This is a genomic window from Romboutsia sp. LXY-2, assembly GCF_056171995.1.
The window spans coordinates 313089-331332 of sequence record NZ_JBKFGI010000003.1 but is presented as its reverse complement, the minus strand read 5'-3'; the positions used below and the strand labels follow the sequence as shown (position 1 = coordinate 331332).

The 18244-nt window shown below is 27.0% G+C and carries 11 protein-coding genes; 5 read left to right on the top strand and 6 right to left on the bottom strand.

Translation table 11 applies throughout. The features are described 5' to 3' along the window. The first annotated feature begins 75 nt into the window (after positions 1 to 75). The 5 genes from ACI48P_RS07355 (at position 76) to ACI48P_RS07335 (ending at position 3751) form a co-directional block, all read left to right on the top strand. On the top strand, positions 76 to 1674 hold the full coding sequence (locus ACI48P_RS07355) for a peptide chain release factor 3 (protein WP_475214838.1): 1599 nt from the start codon (positions 76 to 78) through the stop codon (positions 1672 to 1674). A gap of 280 nt (positions 1675 to 1954) precedes the next feature. Next, on the top strand, positions 1955 to 2566 hold the full coding sequence (locus ACI48P_RS07350; protein WP_475214837.1) for an ABC transporter ATP-binding protein: 612 nt from the start codon (positions 1955 to 1957) through the stop codon (positions 2564 to 2566). Then, positions 2530 to 3039: a helix-turn-helix domain-containing protein gene (locus ACI48P_RS07345; RefSeq protein WP_475214836.1), complete on the top strand. Its 510-nt coding sequence runs from the start codon at positions 2530 to 2532 to the stop codon at positions 3037 to 3039. Before ACI48P_RS07350 ends, ACI48P_RS07345 begins: the two co-directional genes overlap by 37 nt. Before the next feature lie 64 nt (positions 3040 to 3103). Then, positions 3104 to 3301, top strand: a complete 198-nt coding sequence (locus ACI48P_RS07340) for a type II toxin-antitoxin system HicA family toxin (protein ID WP_475214835.1) — start codon at positions 3104 to 3106, stop codon at positions 3299 to 3301. A 42-nt stretch (positions 3302 to 3343) separates the two neighbouring features. Next, a complete protein-coding gene (locus ACI48P_RS07335) occupies positions 3344 to 3751 on the top strand; it encodes a type II toxin-antitoxin system HicB family antitoxin (protein WP_475214834.1) in 408 nt (135 codons plus the stop codon). Positions 3752 to 3812: 61 nt separating this feature from the next. Here ACI48P_RS07335 and ACI48P_RS07330 read toward each other — a convergent pair whose 3' ends face one another. From ACI48P_RS07330 to ACI48P_RS07305, 6 genes are all read right to left on the bottom strand, one after another. Further along, positions 3813 to 5183, bottom strand: a complete 1371-nt coding sequence (locus tag ACI48P_RS07330) for a hypothetical protein (RefSeq protein ID WP_475214833.1) — start codon at positions 5181 to 5183, stop codon at positions 3813 to 3815. Then, on the bottom strand, positions 5183 to 6937 hold the full coding sequence (locus ACI48P_RS07325; RefSeq protein ID WP_475214832.1) for an AAA family ATPase: 1755 nt from the start codon (positions 6935 to 6937) through the stop codon (positions 5183 to 5185). The genes ACI48P_RS07330 and ACI48P_RS07325 overlap by 1 nt, the downstream gene beginning before the upstream one ends. A gap of 81 nt (positions 6938 to 7018) precedes the next feature. After that, positions 7019 to 8965 (bottom strand): hypothetical protein, encoded by a 1947-nt coding sequence (locus ACI48P_RS07320; protein WP_475214831.1) that lies wholly within the window; start codon positions 8963 to 8965, stop codon positions 7019 to 7021. 353 nt (positions 8966 to 9318) lie between these two features. Beyond that, a complete protein-coding gene (locus ACI48P_RS07315; protein ID WP_475214830.1) occupies positions 9319 to 9951 on the bottom strand; it encodes a hypothetical protein in 633 nt (210 codons plus the stop codon). Then, positions 9944 to 15994 (bottom strand): P-loop domain-containing protein, encoded by a 6051-nt coding sequence (locus ACI48P_RS07310; protein ID WP_475214829.1) that lies wholly within the window; start codon positions 15992 to 15994, stop codon positions 9944 to 9946. Before ACI48P_RS07310 ends, ACI48P_RS07315 begins: the two co-directional genes overlap by 8 nt. Positions 15995 to 16287: 293 nt before the next feature. Continuing rightward, on the bottom strand, positions 16288 to 18243 hold the full coding sequence (locus ACI48P_RS07305) for a hypothetical protein (RefSeq protein WP_475214828.1): 1956 nt from the start codon (positions 18241 to 18243) through the stop codon (positions 16288 to 16290). Position 18244: the final 1 nt, after the last annotated feature.

Below are 18244 nucleotides of genomic sequence, written 5' to 3'. Positions count from 1 at the left end.
CCATTTTAAAACTGTTAATAAATATAATTGTTTATATTTTGATAATAATAAAAATAAAATAAAGGATGATTAAAAATGACAGAACAAAATTTAAGCTTGATTGATGAAGTTAAAAGAAGAAGAACTTTTGCAATCATTTCCCATCCCGATGCAGGAAAAACTACATTAACTGAAAAGTTTCTATTATATGGTGGTGCAATTCGTGAAGCAGGATCAGTTAAATCTAGAAGATCTCAAAAACATGCAGTATCTGACTGGATGGAAATTGAAAAACAAAGAGGTATATCTGTTGCATCAAGTGTTCTTCAATTTGAATATAATAACTTTTGCATAAACATACTTGACACTCCAGGGCACCAAGATTTCAGTGAGGATACTTACAGAACCCTTATGGCGGCAGACAGTGCAGTAATGGTTATTGACTCTGCTAAAGGGGTTGAGGATCAGACAAAGAAATTATTCCAAGTTTGTAAAATGAGAGGAATACCAATTTTCACTTTTATCAATAAAATGGACCGTCAAGGAAAAGATCCATTTGAATTACTTGAAGATATTGAAAATGTCTTAGGAATTCGTTCTTGTCCAGTAAACTGGCCAATTGGTTCTGGTAAAGAATTTAAAGGTGTATATAACCGTCATAAAAATCAAGTTGAAGTATTTAATGATGGTAATCATGGACAAGCTATTGCTAATTCTATAACTGGAGAAGTTTCTGATGAGAAATTCAAGACTTTACTTGGTGATGCCCTTCATGAAAAACTACTAGAGGATGTAGAACTTTTAGATATTGCTGGAGATAATTTTGATTTAGACACAATATTAAGTGGTGAATTAACACCTGTATTTTTCGGAAGTGCCCTTACTAACTTTGGTGTAGAGCCATTTTTAGAGTCATTCCTAGAAATAACATCATCACCAAGTCCTCGTAGCAGTAACTTAGGTGATATTGATCCTGCGTCAGACAATTTCTCAGGATTTATATTCAAAATTCAAGCTAATATGGATAAAAATCATCGAGATAGAATTGCGTTTCTTAGAATTTGCTCTGGTAAATTCGAAAAGGGTATGACAGTAAATCATGTTCAAAGAAAAAAGAAAGTTAAGCTTTCACAACCTCAACAGTTTGTAGCTCAAGACCGTGTTATAATTGATACAGCTTATCCAGGTGATATTATAGGTATACATGACCCAGGTATATTTAATATCGGTGATACATTAAGTGAAAAACAATCAAATTTACAATACACTGGTATACCACAATTTGCGCCTGAACATTTTGCTAGATTATCTACTAAGAATGCCCTTAAAAGAAAGCAATTTGTAAAAGGTCTTACACAGTTATCAGAAGAAGGTGCTATACAGGTATTCAATCAACCTAATTTTGGTATGGAAGAGCTTATTGTCGGTGTTGTTGGTGTTCTTCAGTTTGAAGTTTTAGAATATCGTCTAAAACAAGAATATGGTGTTGATATAATAATGAACCCACTACCTTACTGCCATGTACGTTGGATTGAGAATGATATTTCTAAATATGGTAAGCTTTCAATGCCAATGGATACATTACTAGTTGAAGATAAAGATAGAAATCCTGTAGTGTTATTCCAAAATGAATGGACTATTAGAACTTTAACTGAAAGAAATGAAGGTATAGTTTTGAAAGAAACTTCTTTATAAGAAATTAATATTAATCCCCCTAAGTCTGTATTAGACATAGGGGGATTAATATTTATATGTATTAATAATATTTTATATTTCAAATACTTTTCAATTTTAAATTTAAATTTATCATCACTAGGAAAATTTATTATTAAATTGTGATACCTAGGATGTGTACATTCTAATAAATAACTAATTAGCCTATATACGCTATAAATTATACACTTAAATTTGGTACAAATTACTTTCCATCTCAATACAATAATATATAGTACAAAACTTCCTGGAGGTGACTCACATGAGTGAAATTGTAAAAGTCACTGACTTATGTCAGACCTTTTACACAAAAGACGGCGAACTTGAAGTTCTAAAAGACATCAACTTTACACTTAACGAAGGACAAATCCTAACCCTACTTGGCCCATCAGGCTCAGGAAAATCAACAATCCTAAATATACTAACAAAACTACTAAAACCAACTAGTGGTGATGTAATAATAAATGGAAATATCGGATATATGTTTCAAAAAGACCATCTACTAGAGTGGCGAAATATAATGGACAATATAACTATCGGCCTTGAAATACAAAATAACAAAGACCCAAAAGCTATAGAGCGAGTAGAAAACTTGCTCAAAACTTACGGTCTATGGGAATATAGAAACATGTATCCAAAAGAACTATCAGGAGGTATGAGACAAAGAGTTGCACTTATTCGTACTCTTGCCGTAAATCCTGATGTGCTTTTACTTGATGAACCTTTCTCAGCACTAGATTATCAAACAAGACTATTAGTAAGTGATGATGTTTATAAGATTATAAAAAATGAAGGTAAATCAGCAATACTAGTTACACATGATATATCAGAAGCTATGTGTTCGAAAGTGCAACCTATGATGAATATGGTGTAAGTATTGATAATACTGAATTTGATATTAAATCTATTAATGTTGATTGTAGTGATTTTCTTGAAAATAGGCTAACTGATGATACTTTTGGTGAGAGGCTTAGAAAATCTAGACTAGAATTAGGATTATCTATTTCTGATGTTTCTAGTTTATGCAATGTTACTAATTCAGTTATAAGTGGATACGAACTTAATAGGTATACTCCTACTAAAGATGTTCTTAATCTATTATCTTCTAAATTCGATATGGATTATCTTTGTATTGAGGGTTATACAAAACTTATATATAATTTTGATCATTTTTTGGACAAGCTAAGTTTATGGATAAATAAAAATAATTTAACTAAAGAAGATGCTGCTAATAAACTTGGGGTATCTCGTAGCCTTTTTAGATTTTGGTTTAACGGCGGTATTATTAGTATGAGTACATATAATAAAATTAATATTAACTTAAAAAAGTACCAATTATTAGAATAATTAATAATCTTATTGATACGTATTAATATACGTGTTATAATTTCATTGTAAGGAGGAGCAAAAGATGAAAGCTTATTCTTCAAGAGAGATTATAAAAATACTTACAGCTGATGGATGGTATGAAGTTAGATGTGTTGGTGATCATCATCAATATAAACATCCAACTAAAAAAGGAACTGTGACTGTACCTCATCCTAAAAAGGATTTTCCTATAAGAACAGTTAAAAGTATTTTTAAACAAGCAGGGATTAATACTCATTAGTCCCGCCTCCTTCTTAAAATATTTTCTTAGGAGTTGATGTTATTGAAAAAAGATATTTATATTTTCCCAGCAATATTAAGTTTTGATGAAGATGGAATATCAGTTGAGTTTCCTGACTTACCAGGTTGTTTAACTTGTGGTGATTCTACTGAAGAGGCTATTGGTAGAGCAAAAGAAGCACTTGGACTTCATCTCTATGGTATGGAAGAAGATAATGATTTTATACCTGAACCTACTAATATAAAAAATTTACATTTAGAGTCTGATCAGATTCCTGTATTAATAGATGTAGTTATGCCTATTCATAGAAAAGCTATAGAAAATCAAGCTGTTAAAAAGACTCTTACAATTCCTCAGTGGTTAAATAAAGAAGCACTTAAGCACGATGTTAATTTTTCTCAAATATTACAAGATGCTCTTAAAGATTATCTTGGTTTAAATAAAAATTAAGCTCCTAACTATTCTAGGAGCTATTTTTATTTAAACTAAAAATTATATTAACAGTTTATATTTAATTACATTCATTAATTTGTATTTTATGGTTATGATCCATGACATTCTTTATTTTAAAATTTAATACAACTCCATCATATGTATTAGGAACTATAGGATATATTAAGTATCTTTCACATAATCCATTCGCCCATATATATGAATCTCTAGATATTTTATATAAATCTTCTTCTTTTACATCTTTTTTTATATTTTTTAATACTTTCCATTTTGCATCAATTAATGCTTTAACAGTACTTCCATCATATACAACTATATCTGGATTGCTATATTTTTTTCTTTCTACATTTTGTTCTTTATATTTATATGTATATAATATACTATCCCCACTATTATTCATATGTATTTTATACATATGCCATTTGTTTTTACAATATTCGTAAACCTTATACTCATATACCTTATCTGAGTTTATTACTTTATAACTTACATCTTCTAACTTAGATTTATATTTCAGTAATATATCTGTATTTAGCTTATCATTAAATGCTATATCTTCGTATCCTAATAATAGAATTATATTTTTATATAGATTCTTTTGGTTTTCATTATTAAATTTATACTTAATAAATGAAGATATAATTTTTTTTTCATTTATTGTTTTGAATTTATAATTAAACTTTTTTATTATAAGTTTTTGAATTTTAGAAGATATATCTATGATTTCTTTATTGTTCATTAAGTTTCTAATTCGTTTATTTTTAAATATTTCAATTGCATTATATACTATGTCTATTATATCTAAGTTTAATATATCTTTTCTATTTTTTATATATATAGTAGACTTGTCCATGTTTATAATAGATTTATATACATCTATTTTAGATGAATTAGTATTATTATAAGCATATGAATTTTCTATACAAAAACAGTTATAATATTTGTCTATTTTCTTTCTAATATCCGTTAATATTGATTTATAGTATTCATATATTAAATCATCAATATTCATTTGTTCTAAATAAATTTTATCAATATATTTATATTTAATGTCTATTCCTCTTATAGTACTATAATCTTTATCATTATTTTGCAAAAGAATAATACTTTCTTTTATATAGTCTATAACTAACTGCTTACACTCTCTCTTTTGCTCTTCATTCATATCATTAAGACTTTCACTATCTAAATTATACTTATTGCACATGATATACTTAATTGTCTTTGGTACTATATAAATTTCATATATTATATTATTACTTATATACTTGAAGTAGCCAGTATAACTAGATAAGTTTCTTTTCCTTAAATAATCTACATATTCAGTAATAATAAATGGTTTATCATTATCTGAAGTAATTAAACCCTTTTTAGCAATTTCCTTATATAAATTATCATTTTCTCCAAAAAATATAGTTCTTATTTCCACTATTTATACTCTACTTTCATATTTTCTTTTTGCAAACTATCAATTAATTCAAAATATGAATTTACTTGTTCACTAGATATTTTTTTTAATATATTTATAATTTTACTGCATACTTCATCATGTATATTTTCACATGCTTTAATAAATTCTCTCCAGTGTTCTTCTTCAAAAATAGCTTTAAATTCTTGATATTCAATAAGTCTTATATCATTAAATTCAATACATAGTTTTATAAAGCTATTATATAGTTGTTTACTGCAATTGACGTGTAACCAACTTGCATGTCCTATAAACATTCTCTCTGGGTGACTTTCATTCGAGAATACTCTTATTATATTTTTATTTAAGTTATATAAAAAGTCTGATATAAATTCATTATCATATTTAACAGTATCTTTATATTCTGGATACATTTCTATTATAAAAAATCTTCTAAGTATATTATCTTCAATAACTTTTTTATTTTGCCTATAATTTGTGGTTATATAAAAATATAAATTATCTGGTATAATCAAATTTCTTTGTCGTTTATTACCCTCTATTAAATTTGGTATAGTAATATAATCTATATTTTCATTTTCATTAATTATACAATCAATTATATCAAATACTACATTTATATCATTGCTTTTTATATTATTTTTACTCATATAATTTTCTATATAATTACTACTAACTCTTTTATCTAAATCTATAAGATATATTAAACTACCTATTAATTTATTTAACTCTTTCTCTTGCATTTCTTCTAGTATTATTGCAAAATCTTCATGTGGATTTAATATTGCATCTAAAATATGATTTAACACCAATCCATATTTCTCTTTATATACTAAATTATTGTCATTATCTATATTAACAGCTATCCCTTGCATTATATCAGAGCTGCTCATATCTGAATGAATGTTAATTTTCAATTTATTTTCTCTTCTTATATAGCTAGTTAAATCTTTGACTTTCTTTGATTTTCCTGTACCTGGAACACCCTTTATGAAAACATTTAAGTTTTCTTTATATGTTATATCCTTAGTATGACCTATTAACTTTTTAATATCTATATCTATTATTGAAACTTTATCTAAAAATCTTTTATATGATAACTTCTCATTATTATCAAATATTAATTCGCTATACGATGGTAAAACTTCATGTATATTTTTTTTCAAAACCTTAACTACATTGATCCAAGTACATGAAGTACTTGTTGTTAAGATATTCTCTTCGGGTATTAAAAATCTCTTATATGCAGTTATGCCATATCCTATATATGTCATAGGAATTATAATTTCATTCGTATCTTCTGTCATAAATTTATCCTTAAAAAATTTAGCAAGATTTTCATGTGCATAATATCTTTCATAGTATGTTTCACTTTTTGTTGTATAATCAAAATTGCCATTCTCTTTTATTTTATTAGTTATAACATCATTATTTTCTATTACAAGTTTTAAAAGTTCATACGCTAAGGTATCTTTTTTAATTATCCCGTATATATTATATCCATCTTGTTCACCTTGCGATTTAAAGTTCGCTTCAATTTGTATATTAATTTCAGATTCATATATACTCTTCATTATTTTATATTTACCTTGATTATTATTTTTTAATATTTCATTTTTTTTAAATTCTTCAATATCTATGGGCGGTTCACTTTCTTTAATATTAAACTCAATATGTTTAGTATCTTTATAAGCTAGTGATACCATAAATAAAATCATGTATAACCTTTGTTTTATACAATCATTTCTAGTCATATCTATCACCTCATACCGAAGTATGTCCAAATAAGCATTAAAAAAAACAGCTATTTAAAATATGCTGTTAAAATCTAATTATTATATTAATATATCTAATTCCTTGATTAAAAGTTCTAGTTTATTTTCTAACTTTTTATATAAATTATTAAATTCATTAATTTTATCTTCAATTTCACGATTTTTATAACTATATTTCTCTATCATAGCCATTATTTGATTCCATCCAGCATCCCATGTATTTATTCCATTTACTTTTGAATTTTTCCTATACTCAAATGTTCCATAAACTATATCTTTAGCCTTATCTAATACTTCTTTAGCTTCTTTGCTTAACTCTATACTTTTTAGAATATCTTTATATATATAACGTTCTTCTATACCATTTAACTTTATATCTTTTTCTATTTCATTATTATTATATCTCTTAGAGAGTACATACATATCTTCTTTAGACATAAAGAAAAATTGATTATACATATCTATTTTTTTATTAACTACGTCCTTATTTATAGATGTTATATCTATATTTCTAAGTGAACTTTGGAAAAAATATTTATTAAAAATAGAGTATATAATACAATCATTCTCCCATTCTCTATATATAGTATGTGTAGTATTAGGCTTTAGCAGTTGATTTTTTTTTACTTTCCATCTTCCTGTATTTTTACTAGATGCAAGTATTCTTCTAGTTGAAAAGTTACTGAGCACCTTTCTAACATTGTCTTTGGTTATAAAAAAACCCTTTTTTTCTATATACTCCCCATTCATAATAAAAACCCATTTTTCAGATTGCTCTATATTATTAGAGTTATTTACATAATATCCTAAACAATCTTTACTACATCTAACTCCTTTTTTGGTAACTAAACCTGAATTTTTTAATATAGGCATTATACTTGTATATAATTCTATTTGCTGCGGTTTAATCCAATCTTTAAATGATATATTATAATCTGTATTATATATTTCTACATCCTCATAATAATTTTTATCTATTTTATAATCTTTTAATCTATAGCTAAATCTACTAATACTATTATTGTACTTAGCTTTCCAAATAGTAAATGCTAATGGAAATTCTCTTGTATTATAAAATATATTCGAGTTGAATAATATTCCACCTTTATGCTCAAATTCATTTAATAGTTTGCTCCTTAGATTTTCTGATTTTTTATCATAATCACTAATATATCCAATCGGACTAATTATACACATATAAAATGAACCTTTAAAGTAATATTTCTTCTTTATTTGTAAAATTTTTTCTATAAATTTTATATACAAATGTTCATGTCCTCTACTGTAAGGAGGATTTATTAAAAATATTATATCTTCTTGTTTTTTTATAGATGATATTAATGAATTAGGAACATTCCATTTTTCTACTTGTTCAAGTATATCTTTATCTAAGAAATCATATTTAAATACATTAGCATTTTCATTATATTTCAATATCTTTATAATATCTACATCCTCTTGCTCTAGTGTAGATAAATATAAATTATTAAATTTATAATCTTTTGTTAGATTGCCTGTACCACATGCACTATCCCATACAATATGATTTTCTCTCCAATCTTTTCCTATAATACTGTTCATATATTTATGTATATCAGATACACATACTTTAGGAGTATAATAGGCCTGTGTATCTTTCCTTTTATTATCCTCCATAATCATATCTGCTCTTTCACTAATATCTTTATAGTTTATTCTTTCATCCTCGTTATCTTTAAAATATTTATGTACTTTTATAAATTCTTCCTTATTAATGTCTATTTTTTTCTTATTTAATCTAAGTAGTTCTTGTCTCTCATCCCAAAATATATATTCTTCTATACCTGCATCACTTGATATCCAGATAATTAAAATAAGTTTATCCTTATATTCTAAGTCTGTGTATATACACTTATCTATAGTTTCTTCAGAATTACTTTTTCCATAAAGCACTTCTTTTATTAATTTTATCTTACTATCTATATCACTTTTCTTGAAATCTTTAATAAAATTATCAGATATACTCAAATACATCCCCCCATCTATAGAATTATATTAGAGTATACTTGTACAATATTCTATTTTACTATTTAGTTGTAGACCGTTGACTTTTCTATATAATATACTCATAGATTCACTTTATACTGCACTTTATATTAAGTAACATTTAACGAATGAATACCTGAGTTCAATTTAAATAAAACTTAATTCCAACTATATTCTATGTAATTATTTTTATATATAATTTTATACATTTAATTCACGTTTATATAACTTAACGACATATAAATCAATATATGTCTATTACTTTTAAAAGTAAAAATCACAATGTTTAAACATTGTGATTTTCTATTATATTCATCCTATCTATATTTAATTAATCAGATCGATTCCTTATTATACATCTCTATTATTTTGCTACTAGTTTTTTGAAACTCTTCTAATTCCTTAATTCTTGTTTCAGTAGAACTTAATTTTTCAAATTTATCTATACAAGTACCTTCATTCAATAATCTGTCAATAATACTTGTTTCAAGTGAATTACTATCTAAATGCTTTAAGCATGCTTCACACCAATCTGATATCATATTATCCTTAGTTTCTTTCATTACTTCACTTAATATAAAAGAGATACATATCCTCGAAACTTTATCTATATTTTTTATCATTCTTAATTTTTCAGTAACATCACTTTGATTTGAACAAGTTGGCAACGCATTTCGTATATAAAAACTTCTATCATTTTCCGGATCAATACTTTCTATAACCTCAAGTATTGAAGCTAAGTTTTTGAATGGATATTTGTTATTAGGTAATTCTACTCTGCGATCCCATAATTTTAAAATACTATCAAAGCATTTTTGTTCAGCTTCTTCTTTTTCACATCCACTACTATTCTTTGCTATATCCATTTGCTTACCAATATAATAAGCTATCCATCTAGAAATCATATCATTATTGTCTTCAAGCTCATTCACTAGTAATTCTCCTAGTCTATATTTTTCATCATTCACTCTGTAACGCTCCTTTTTCATTAAATAAAAATATTCTGTGAAGTGGTGGCTTATATGAATAATCTATTTGATAATTAGGTTCAAAACTCCTTCTGATTTGCACCTCAATGACTACATATAATCCTGTTTTATTAACTAATTCCTTCAAAGAGTTTTTTGTTACACTCAATCTTTTTCCAGTTAAATTTTCTTGCTCCTTATCTCCTATATATGGAATGCTCCACATATAACCTCTAACGGCTTCTTTCGGTAGCAAATTCAAGTATTCTTCTCCTATACTACAATTCCAATTTAATATTCCACCTGCCCAAGGATCAAATTTATCAATTCCAGATTCTGTATCTACATCTTCAATTATCCCTTTCAGTTTAAATACATTATCATCATATTCCCATGGTTCTTCTCTATATTCTGGAAGTTTATAATCATGCGGATTTTCATAACTCTCTAATGCGACAACCAATTCACTTGAACCTTCTTTAGATACAAGTGCAGAAGATATAATAACCTCTTCCTTATAGTGATGATAGTCATGTTTCTTTACTTCCCAATATCCAGATATACAAATATCATCGTCTCCAGATTCTACTGCACTTATAAAGTCATCTTCTCTAATAGTATCTATCCATTCATTCCATTCATTATCTTTTGAGCCTCCATACCATGCCTGTATATCTTTTGGTATTTTATTTCTTAATTCTGATAAAAAATATCCTTTATCACAAGATATATCATGTTTTTTTAGCCATTCTTCCCATGGTCTTTCTGTCCATTCATAATATTTTGTAAGTGGCTTTTCTTTTAGTAGCTTAGAAGCTACCACTAGCATGGCATGATATGATATATAAAAATTATATTTTTCTACCTTAGGATATGCGCCGTGTGAGTGATATGTCATCTCATAATACCTAGATTCTTGCCAGATTTCGTTTCTTACATCATAATCCTCCTTACTATTAATGTTGAGTAGGTTTATTACTACTTTGTCAGCTTTACTCTTTATATAGTGTTCTGAAACTCCAAATACTTTCCCTAATGGTTCAAACCAATATCTAACAAAGTCATAGCCATGATAAAATCCTTCTTCTTTAATACCTTCTTCTTTATCTATAATAATATTATTTATATTATTTTTATCAATAATTGAAAAGGTACTTTTAATACTATTTATAGCTTCATTATAAGACTCTTTACTATATGTGCCAGGAAACTTTTTTTCAATAGCTTTTATGATGTCCACTGCATATTTTTGAATCAATGCATGCGGAATAAATCCTGTAGCATAGTACATAAATTTATCTTTATTAATTAATAATTTATCAGGATTATCAATTGAAACTCTTTTCAATCCTATTAACATATATAAAATTGAATGTAAAGTATAATGTGGATAATCTTTATGCCTAAATAACCCTATTGTTTCATGATCTTCTATTTTTATCAACTCATTAATTATTTCATCACAATTAAACTCAGAAAGTCTTTTTATAGCATGTACAGCTTGCCACCTTATCGAAGCTTCTGGTGAACCTAAAGCTGTCCAAATAAATCTACTTAATTGTATACTTGATTCAACTTCATCATAATCACTTTTGCATCTTTCTACTTTAGCAAAATCATTTGGTATATGTAATTCTAATCTTTTTAGTGAAAAATCTAAAATATTTTTTGTCTCTGAACAATCTAATAAATTAATTGCAATAGTTATATATTTAAAATAATCAGTATCTTCTAAGTACTTGTACTCGGATATACCTATTATTATACCTTCAATTATTGATTCTACATCATTACGTTCTTTAATAATATCGTCAATAAATATATCTCTTCTATACTTATCTAATAGCTCTACTGAATATTTCATTGCTACATTTTTTAAGATATTATGCCATCTTTTTCTAAAGCTAGGTTTTTTAAACCATACATATGGAATATACTTTAATAAATCAGTATACGTATAGTAATCCCCATTTGGCAAATTAAGTGCACACATTATGAAATTATAAGAGTTATTAATAGATACTTTACTATATACTTGATTCCAAAACTGTTCTTTATATTTATAATAATCTCTACTATTACTTATATGATCAAATAATGTTTTAATATCTTTTTCACTTATACTCACAATACTATTTAGTACACTATAAAGTTCTTCAGGGATCATAGTATCTTCCTCTATATTACTTTGATAACCTGAACCTTTTATTTCTTTTAAATCATTAACTTCCATTAAATCAAAATAATATTTCCCTTGTTCTTCTATTTTCCTGGATATATTAATATCTGTTTCTATCTTAGAGCATACTTTTGAGTATCTTAAGATCTGCTTGTCTACTATAAACGCAGACAAAGACCATGCAGCCTTCGAAGGTAAATAGGCTTTGCTAACTAAGCTTTCAGCAACAATGGGAAATAGTCTTGTAAAGTCACCTATATTACGTTCTCTCCATCTACTTATAGCTCCTAACCCCTCAGTCCCTGACAATTGTGTGCAAATTCTCATAGCTCTATCTCTATCCCAATATTTTTCTCTTGCTACATTTTCTCCAACCATTTCTGCACACCTAATGAACCTGTATGCTAACTCATCCTCCCGACTAAACTCTGCAGAACATTTCTCTGCAATTTCAGTAATGGCATTCCACCTATACGGTAGTTCATCACCAAATTTATTAGCTAACTCTATAGCTTTATTAAAATATTCTACTGCATCATCTGTAGATGTAACCATTACCGCTCTTGCTAAATCTACATATGTTTCTAATTTGACTTCACATTCTAATTCTGCAGCCTCTATATCTTCTGATGTTAAGAATTCTAATTCATCATGTATTTCTTTAAGATGATATAACCTCTTTGATGCTCTTAAAAAAGCTAATTGGCAATTTAATCTAAAATGCAGTCTATTATCTATTATATATTGATACATTAAGTTTACTTCATTTTCTTTGAGACTATGACTAAACATTAATATATTCATCCTTAACTTTGATATTTCATATGGTAAACTATCATATTTTAGATAGCGTGTATTCAATCTTTTTAAAGTTTCTACTTCTATTTTCTTCATTTCATCAACATTACTCTGTTTTGAATCTTTAATACATCTCAGTCTAAATTCATACCATGAAAATAAAATGTCATATACTTCTTCATATTCATTCTTATTTATTCTGTCTCTATCTTCTGGTAGCCACTCTTCTTCTCCTATTTTATTCATACTACTAATTATAGCTCTACTTCTAATGAATTGATCCCTATCATCACTAAAATGATTACTGGCAAAAGAATAACTAGCTTTTTTAGGCAGATATTTTTCAATTAGTAAATATAGATTGTCACAATTTATATTATGATGAATACAAGCCTCAATATATGCTAATATAACATTTACTTTCTGGTCTCTGTGTAGACCATATATATATATATACTCGATATCTTGCATTTCTGAGTTTAATATACTTATACTCAGTGCATCTTTATCAATAAACAATCCTACCTTCTCTAATTCATAATTAACTCCCATAACAGCATACATATTCAATGATACTATTTTACTCATTTCATTTATTACATCAAATTCACCAAAATCAATTAGATGCTTAGTAAACCTTCTAAATAAATTAAATTCTAAAGATAGTGGCTTCCAACTCAGCATAAACTCTATAGCTTTATTTAACCCATATAATACGTAACAAGCATATGTTAGTTCTGCAATCTCATCTTCTTTTAAATAATCGTCAGAGTACTTATTATTCTTTAGAGTTCGTCCATCTAGGTATATATTCATCCATTTATTAGCAGATTTAAAATAACTTAAGGCTTCACCTTTATACTCTGGTATACTTGCTAGTAACGATGATATATATACATTTTCACTCCCAAACCACTTTCCAGAATGAATTCTCTTAAACGCTAGTTCTTGCACTTTTTCTTTGTTCTGTAAAACTGGTATTAAATCAGTATTATTCTTAAGTAACTCATTTTGCCTACTATTACCTGCACTTTCTTCTCCTGCTAGTAATGCTATCTTAATTGCATCGGCATGTTTCCTAGATTTTAATGCTGCCCTAAACGCAAATTCTAATCTAAACATCCTTACACTTCTTGAATCAATAGGATTTTTATTAGGAAGATGTTCTTCAGATAATGCTAACAAAATTAGTTCTTCATACTTTTCAGCCTGTAGATATAATACCGGTAATACCTCAGATACATATACAGACTCATTCGCTAATTCTTTTATTCGATTTATAAAAACCTCAATTTGTTCTTTTTTTCCAATATACTCATTTCTAAACCATGATTCTGTTGGCTCATCTCTAAATTGGACTACTCCATCTAGTTTCAATAATGTTCTACCTAGTTCAGAAATAAAACTTTTTATGACTGTTTCTTTAACATTTGATACTTTAGCTAATACAGATATAGGTATAAATGGTGGTAATGTAGCTAATCCACAACAAATAGTATCTATTTGCTCTTTATAGTTATCACTCAAATTATCTTTTATTTTATTTATAGCATAATCTAATTGGTATTGAATTTGACCTTCTACTGTAGTTCCCTTTGGACCAAGGTATTTCAATATTAAACTCTTATCTCCTTTTGCAAATTCTACTGCATTTGACTGTACACGTGGATTTCCACTAGTTAGCCTATGTATTTCTATACATTCCTCAGTTGAAATTTCATCTAACCTTTCTTGTAGATACTCTTCACTCTCGTTTACATAAAATGGTAATAACTCAAGCTGCTTAGTTGACGAAGTCGGCTGTAGCAAATTTATTCTTTCTGTTCTACAAGTCATAATCAAATGACAGTATTTTGGCATCTGTTCTCTAATTAGCTCATGAACAAAACAACTATCATTGAATTCTTTTGCTGCCATTTCTGCATTATCAGCTGCGTCAATTACAATATATAATTCTCTATCATTGTGCTTACTTCTCAGGTTATTTATGGCTGTTTCTATTCTATTAAAAAACGTGTTTAAAATTTCACTTTCTCTAGCATGCCTCAAAGTTAGCATTGGATCACATAATCCCCTAGTTGCTAATTCATTAATTATTTGTGTTAGTGCAATATTGTAAGTATGCCTTATCTTACTACGGTTACGATATTTACCTGCTCCAAAACAATCATATAATATTACCACATCATCTTTTCTAGTTAATTCAATAGCTTGAGCGAACACACTTTTACCTACTCCACCTGGAGCATGTACAATAACATTCTGATCTGTATTTTTAATTCCTTCTATTAGTTCTATATACTGTCTTCTTATAAAAATATTACTTGGTACATCGAATTCAGCTGTGGCAGGATACATATCTCGTATTGATGAACACCCCAATCTCTTGAGTACATCTTCTACACATATTCGTCCATCAGAATCCGGCAATACTTTATTTGATATCATGGATACTAATGTATCTATCTTCGAATCATCTAAATCGCCTGAAAGTAAGTTTCCCATTTTAAAGTAAAGTTCATTCCCTAATGCTTGATAATCTCCATATCCATCTAAAAGATAAAGCCTTCCACAAAAATCAGAAAGTATTTCTCCATCGAGCTTTGTGTATTCTTTTAATAAATCAGTAAACTTTTGTGTGCAACTTTTACCATCTTTTATTTTTACTATATTACTCTTAAGTGTCGATGATATAACTCTATTAGTAATTACATAGAAATTTACCTTTGTATAATCACCTTTGCTCCTATGATCTATGTATCGCTCAGCAAATCCACTAATACTATCTTTTAATTCTGATAATGTAAAATTTTTATCTGACCTAACAGTAGAATGCTTTAACTGATAATAATGTATTTCTTCATTCTCTTCTTTCGTTACATATTCGGCCGCATCTATAATGTATTCCCCCGGAGATTTAGATTCTTTGGAACTTTCTACCATTATCATATTAACATTGGATAATGGGTGTATCATGTTTAAACACCTCAAAGCTACCCATCTATAATGAAAGACATCACCGGCTCTAGAATATCGAACTAAATCATTTGTAATTTCTTCACTCATGTATTTCTTCCTTTCTTCTTGCATTACTATTTATTTAAAAACTATACATATTTAATACTTACCATATAATATACTTTAGGGTTAATAATGTAATATATTTAAGTTTAAAACATTTATATTTGTCCAATTATTATACTAGTTTCAATATCATATCCCCTTTATAAAGTCTCTAATATAATTACCTACATAACTTTTTCTGCTTTCATATTTTAATAATACCAATATGAAAAAAAATATATATCTATCATATCAAAAAATTAAGGTAATACCAATATATGGGATTACCTTAATGATTAATTTTTATTATATAATTCTATTTTACATCCATTATAATCTATCAACTTATCCAAGGTTGTTTTTGTACATTTTGGTAAATTATCTATATTTATTACATTTCCATTAGTCTTTATATATTTGTAATACACACTATGACTTATTCCAATAAAATCCCATAAATTTGCCATTGAATCGAAATCTTTATAATCTCCATTTTTAAATAATAATCTTACTTTAATTTTGTTACATTTTAAGTTTTGTTTATCATATTTTCTCATTTCAGTTTCACTACAGTAGTCACATTTTCCAATTGCTGCACCTCTTTTTAAGTATTGACAAACTGTGCCATAATGTAAAGTTAATATTTCCCCAATTTCCTTTGTACTTCTAATTCCTTTATTCCATAGTTTCCATGATTCTATACACAAACTATTTTGACTATTTTCCCATGCTTCCTCCCAATTTACATTATCTAAATCAATATAATCACTTAACTCCTTTTTTATATTTTCCTTCATCCAGTCTAACTCTGTCTTTTCACAGTCTATCTGTAAATATATATCGATTTTTCCATTATAGGTTGCAAGATTATACTTTTTTATATCATTAGCTTTTTCTTCATCTAGTTTTCTACTAAATCCAGTATAATTTTTATGCTGCTCTCCCATTACCTCTATAATCATATTTAATTCATGTATATAAAAATCATATCTAGTACCATCTGTAATCCATTCAACATCTTTTTTACTTAACTGAGTTATAAATTCTGTATTGCTTTGTCTTAATATATTTGCAACGAATTTTTCTGGTATAGATACTCCATCAGAACAATATTTACAAGGATATCCATTTTTAACAATATCACTTAGTCTTCTAGCTTTAGTCCCTACTTCTCCACATTTACTACATTTGAAGTAAAATTTCTTATTAGAATATGGAAGAATCTTTTTTGTATCAACTTTATTATTAAATTCATCTGAATATATCATCTTAGCTATGTTATTAAATTTTGTATATATAGAATCAAGTATATGTACATTCTCATCACTATTGGGACTACAATATGAACACCTATTTCCCTTAACAAATTCTGGACAACTTATCTTATAACTTTCATGATGAGGCTTTTTTTCATTAATACATTTTATCCATACTTTGTCAATATTAGTTTTACTTCCTATATAATTTTTATATGTAAAATAAGGGTTAACTGTTTTTTTTTCAAAATCCCAATATTTATCTAATCTTTCATTTAGCTCTTTTTCTATGTAATATGCAAAACTATTTTCATACTTCCCACAACATTTGCGACATTTCGATTTATCTAAATCTTCAAATCTAGTAATATATGTTTCATTACAATATTTATGGCGTAACTTTACCTTTATTTTTGCTGTAATTTCATTTTCTTCAGGTATAAAATCACCAATAAAATAAGTGTCTATATATTCATATTCATCAGTATATTCTACTTTAATTTTATGTTCACTTTTAATTTTGTTATATCTACACACTTTACATTCTATTCTATTTTTACTCTTTATATCCCCCCATGCTCTGGTAAATATATTCCCACATTTACATGCCCATTCATGATTATGATTACTTCCTTTAAACACGTCATCATTTAATAATAACCATTTAGAAATAATTTGATTAACTTCTCTACTTGTCATTGATGCAACTATATTTACATCACTTATATTACATACATGCTTGCTTTTACTTATTATATCTTTAGCTATACTTCTATGTTTCTTAAAATTTGAACATACCTTACAAGTTAGTCTTTTCTTTTTTTGTATGTTATACCATGATCTATCTTTTATAAAATTACCACACTTACATTTCCAATTATGTTTAAAATCCACACCTGAATAAACACTATCATCAAATTCTATCCACTCGCTAACGAATGCATTTACTTCTCTTTTACTCATTCCTATCTTTAGCCTTATATCTTCTATCTTCACT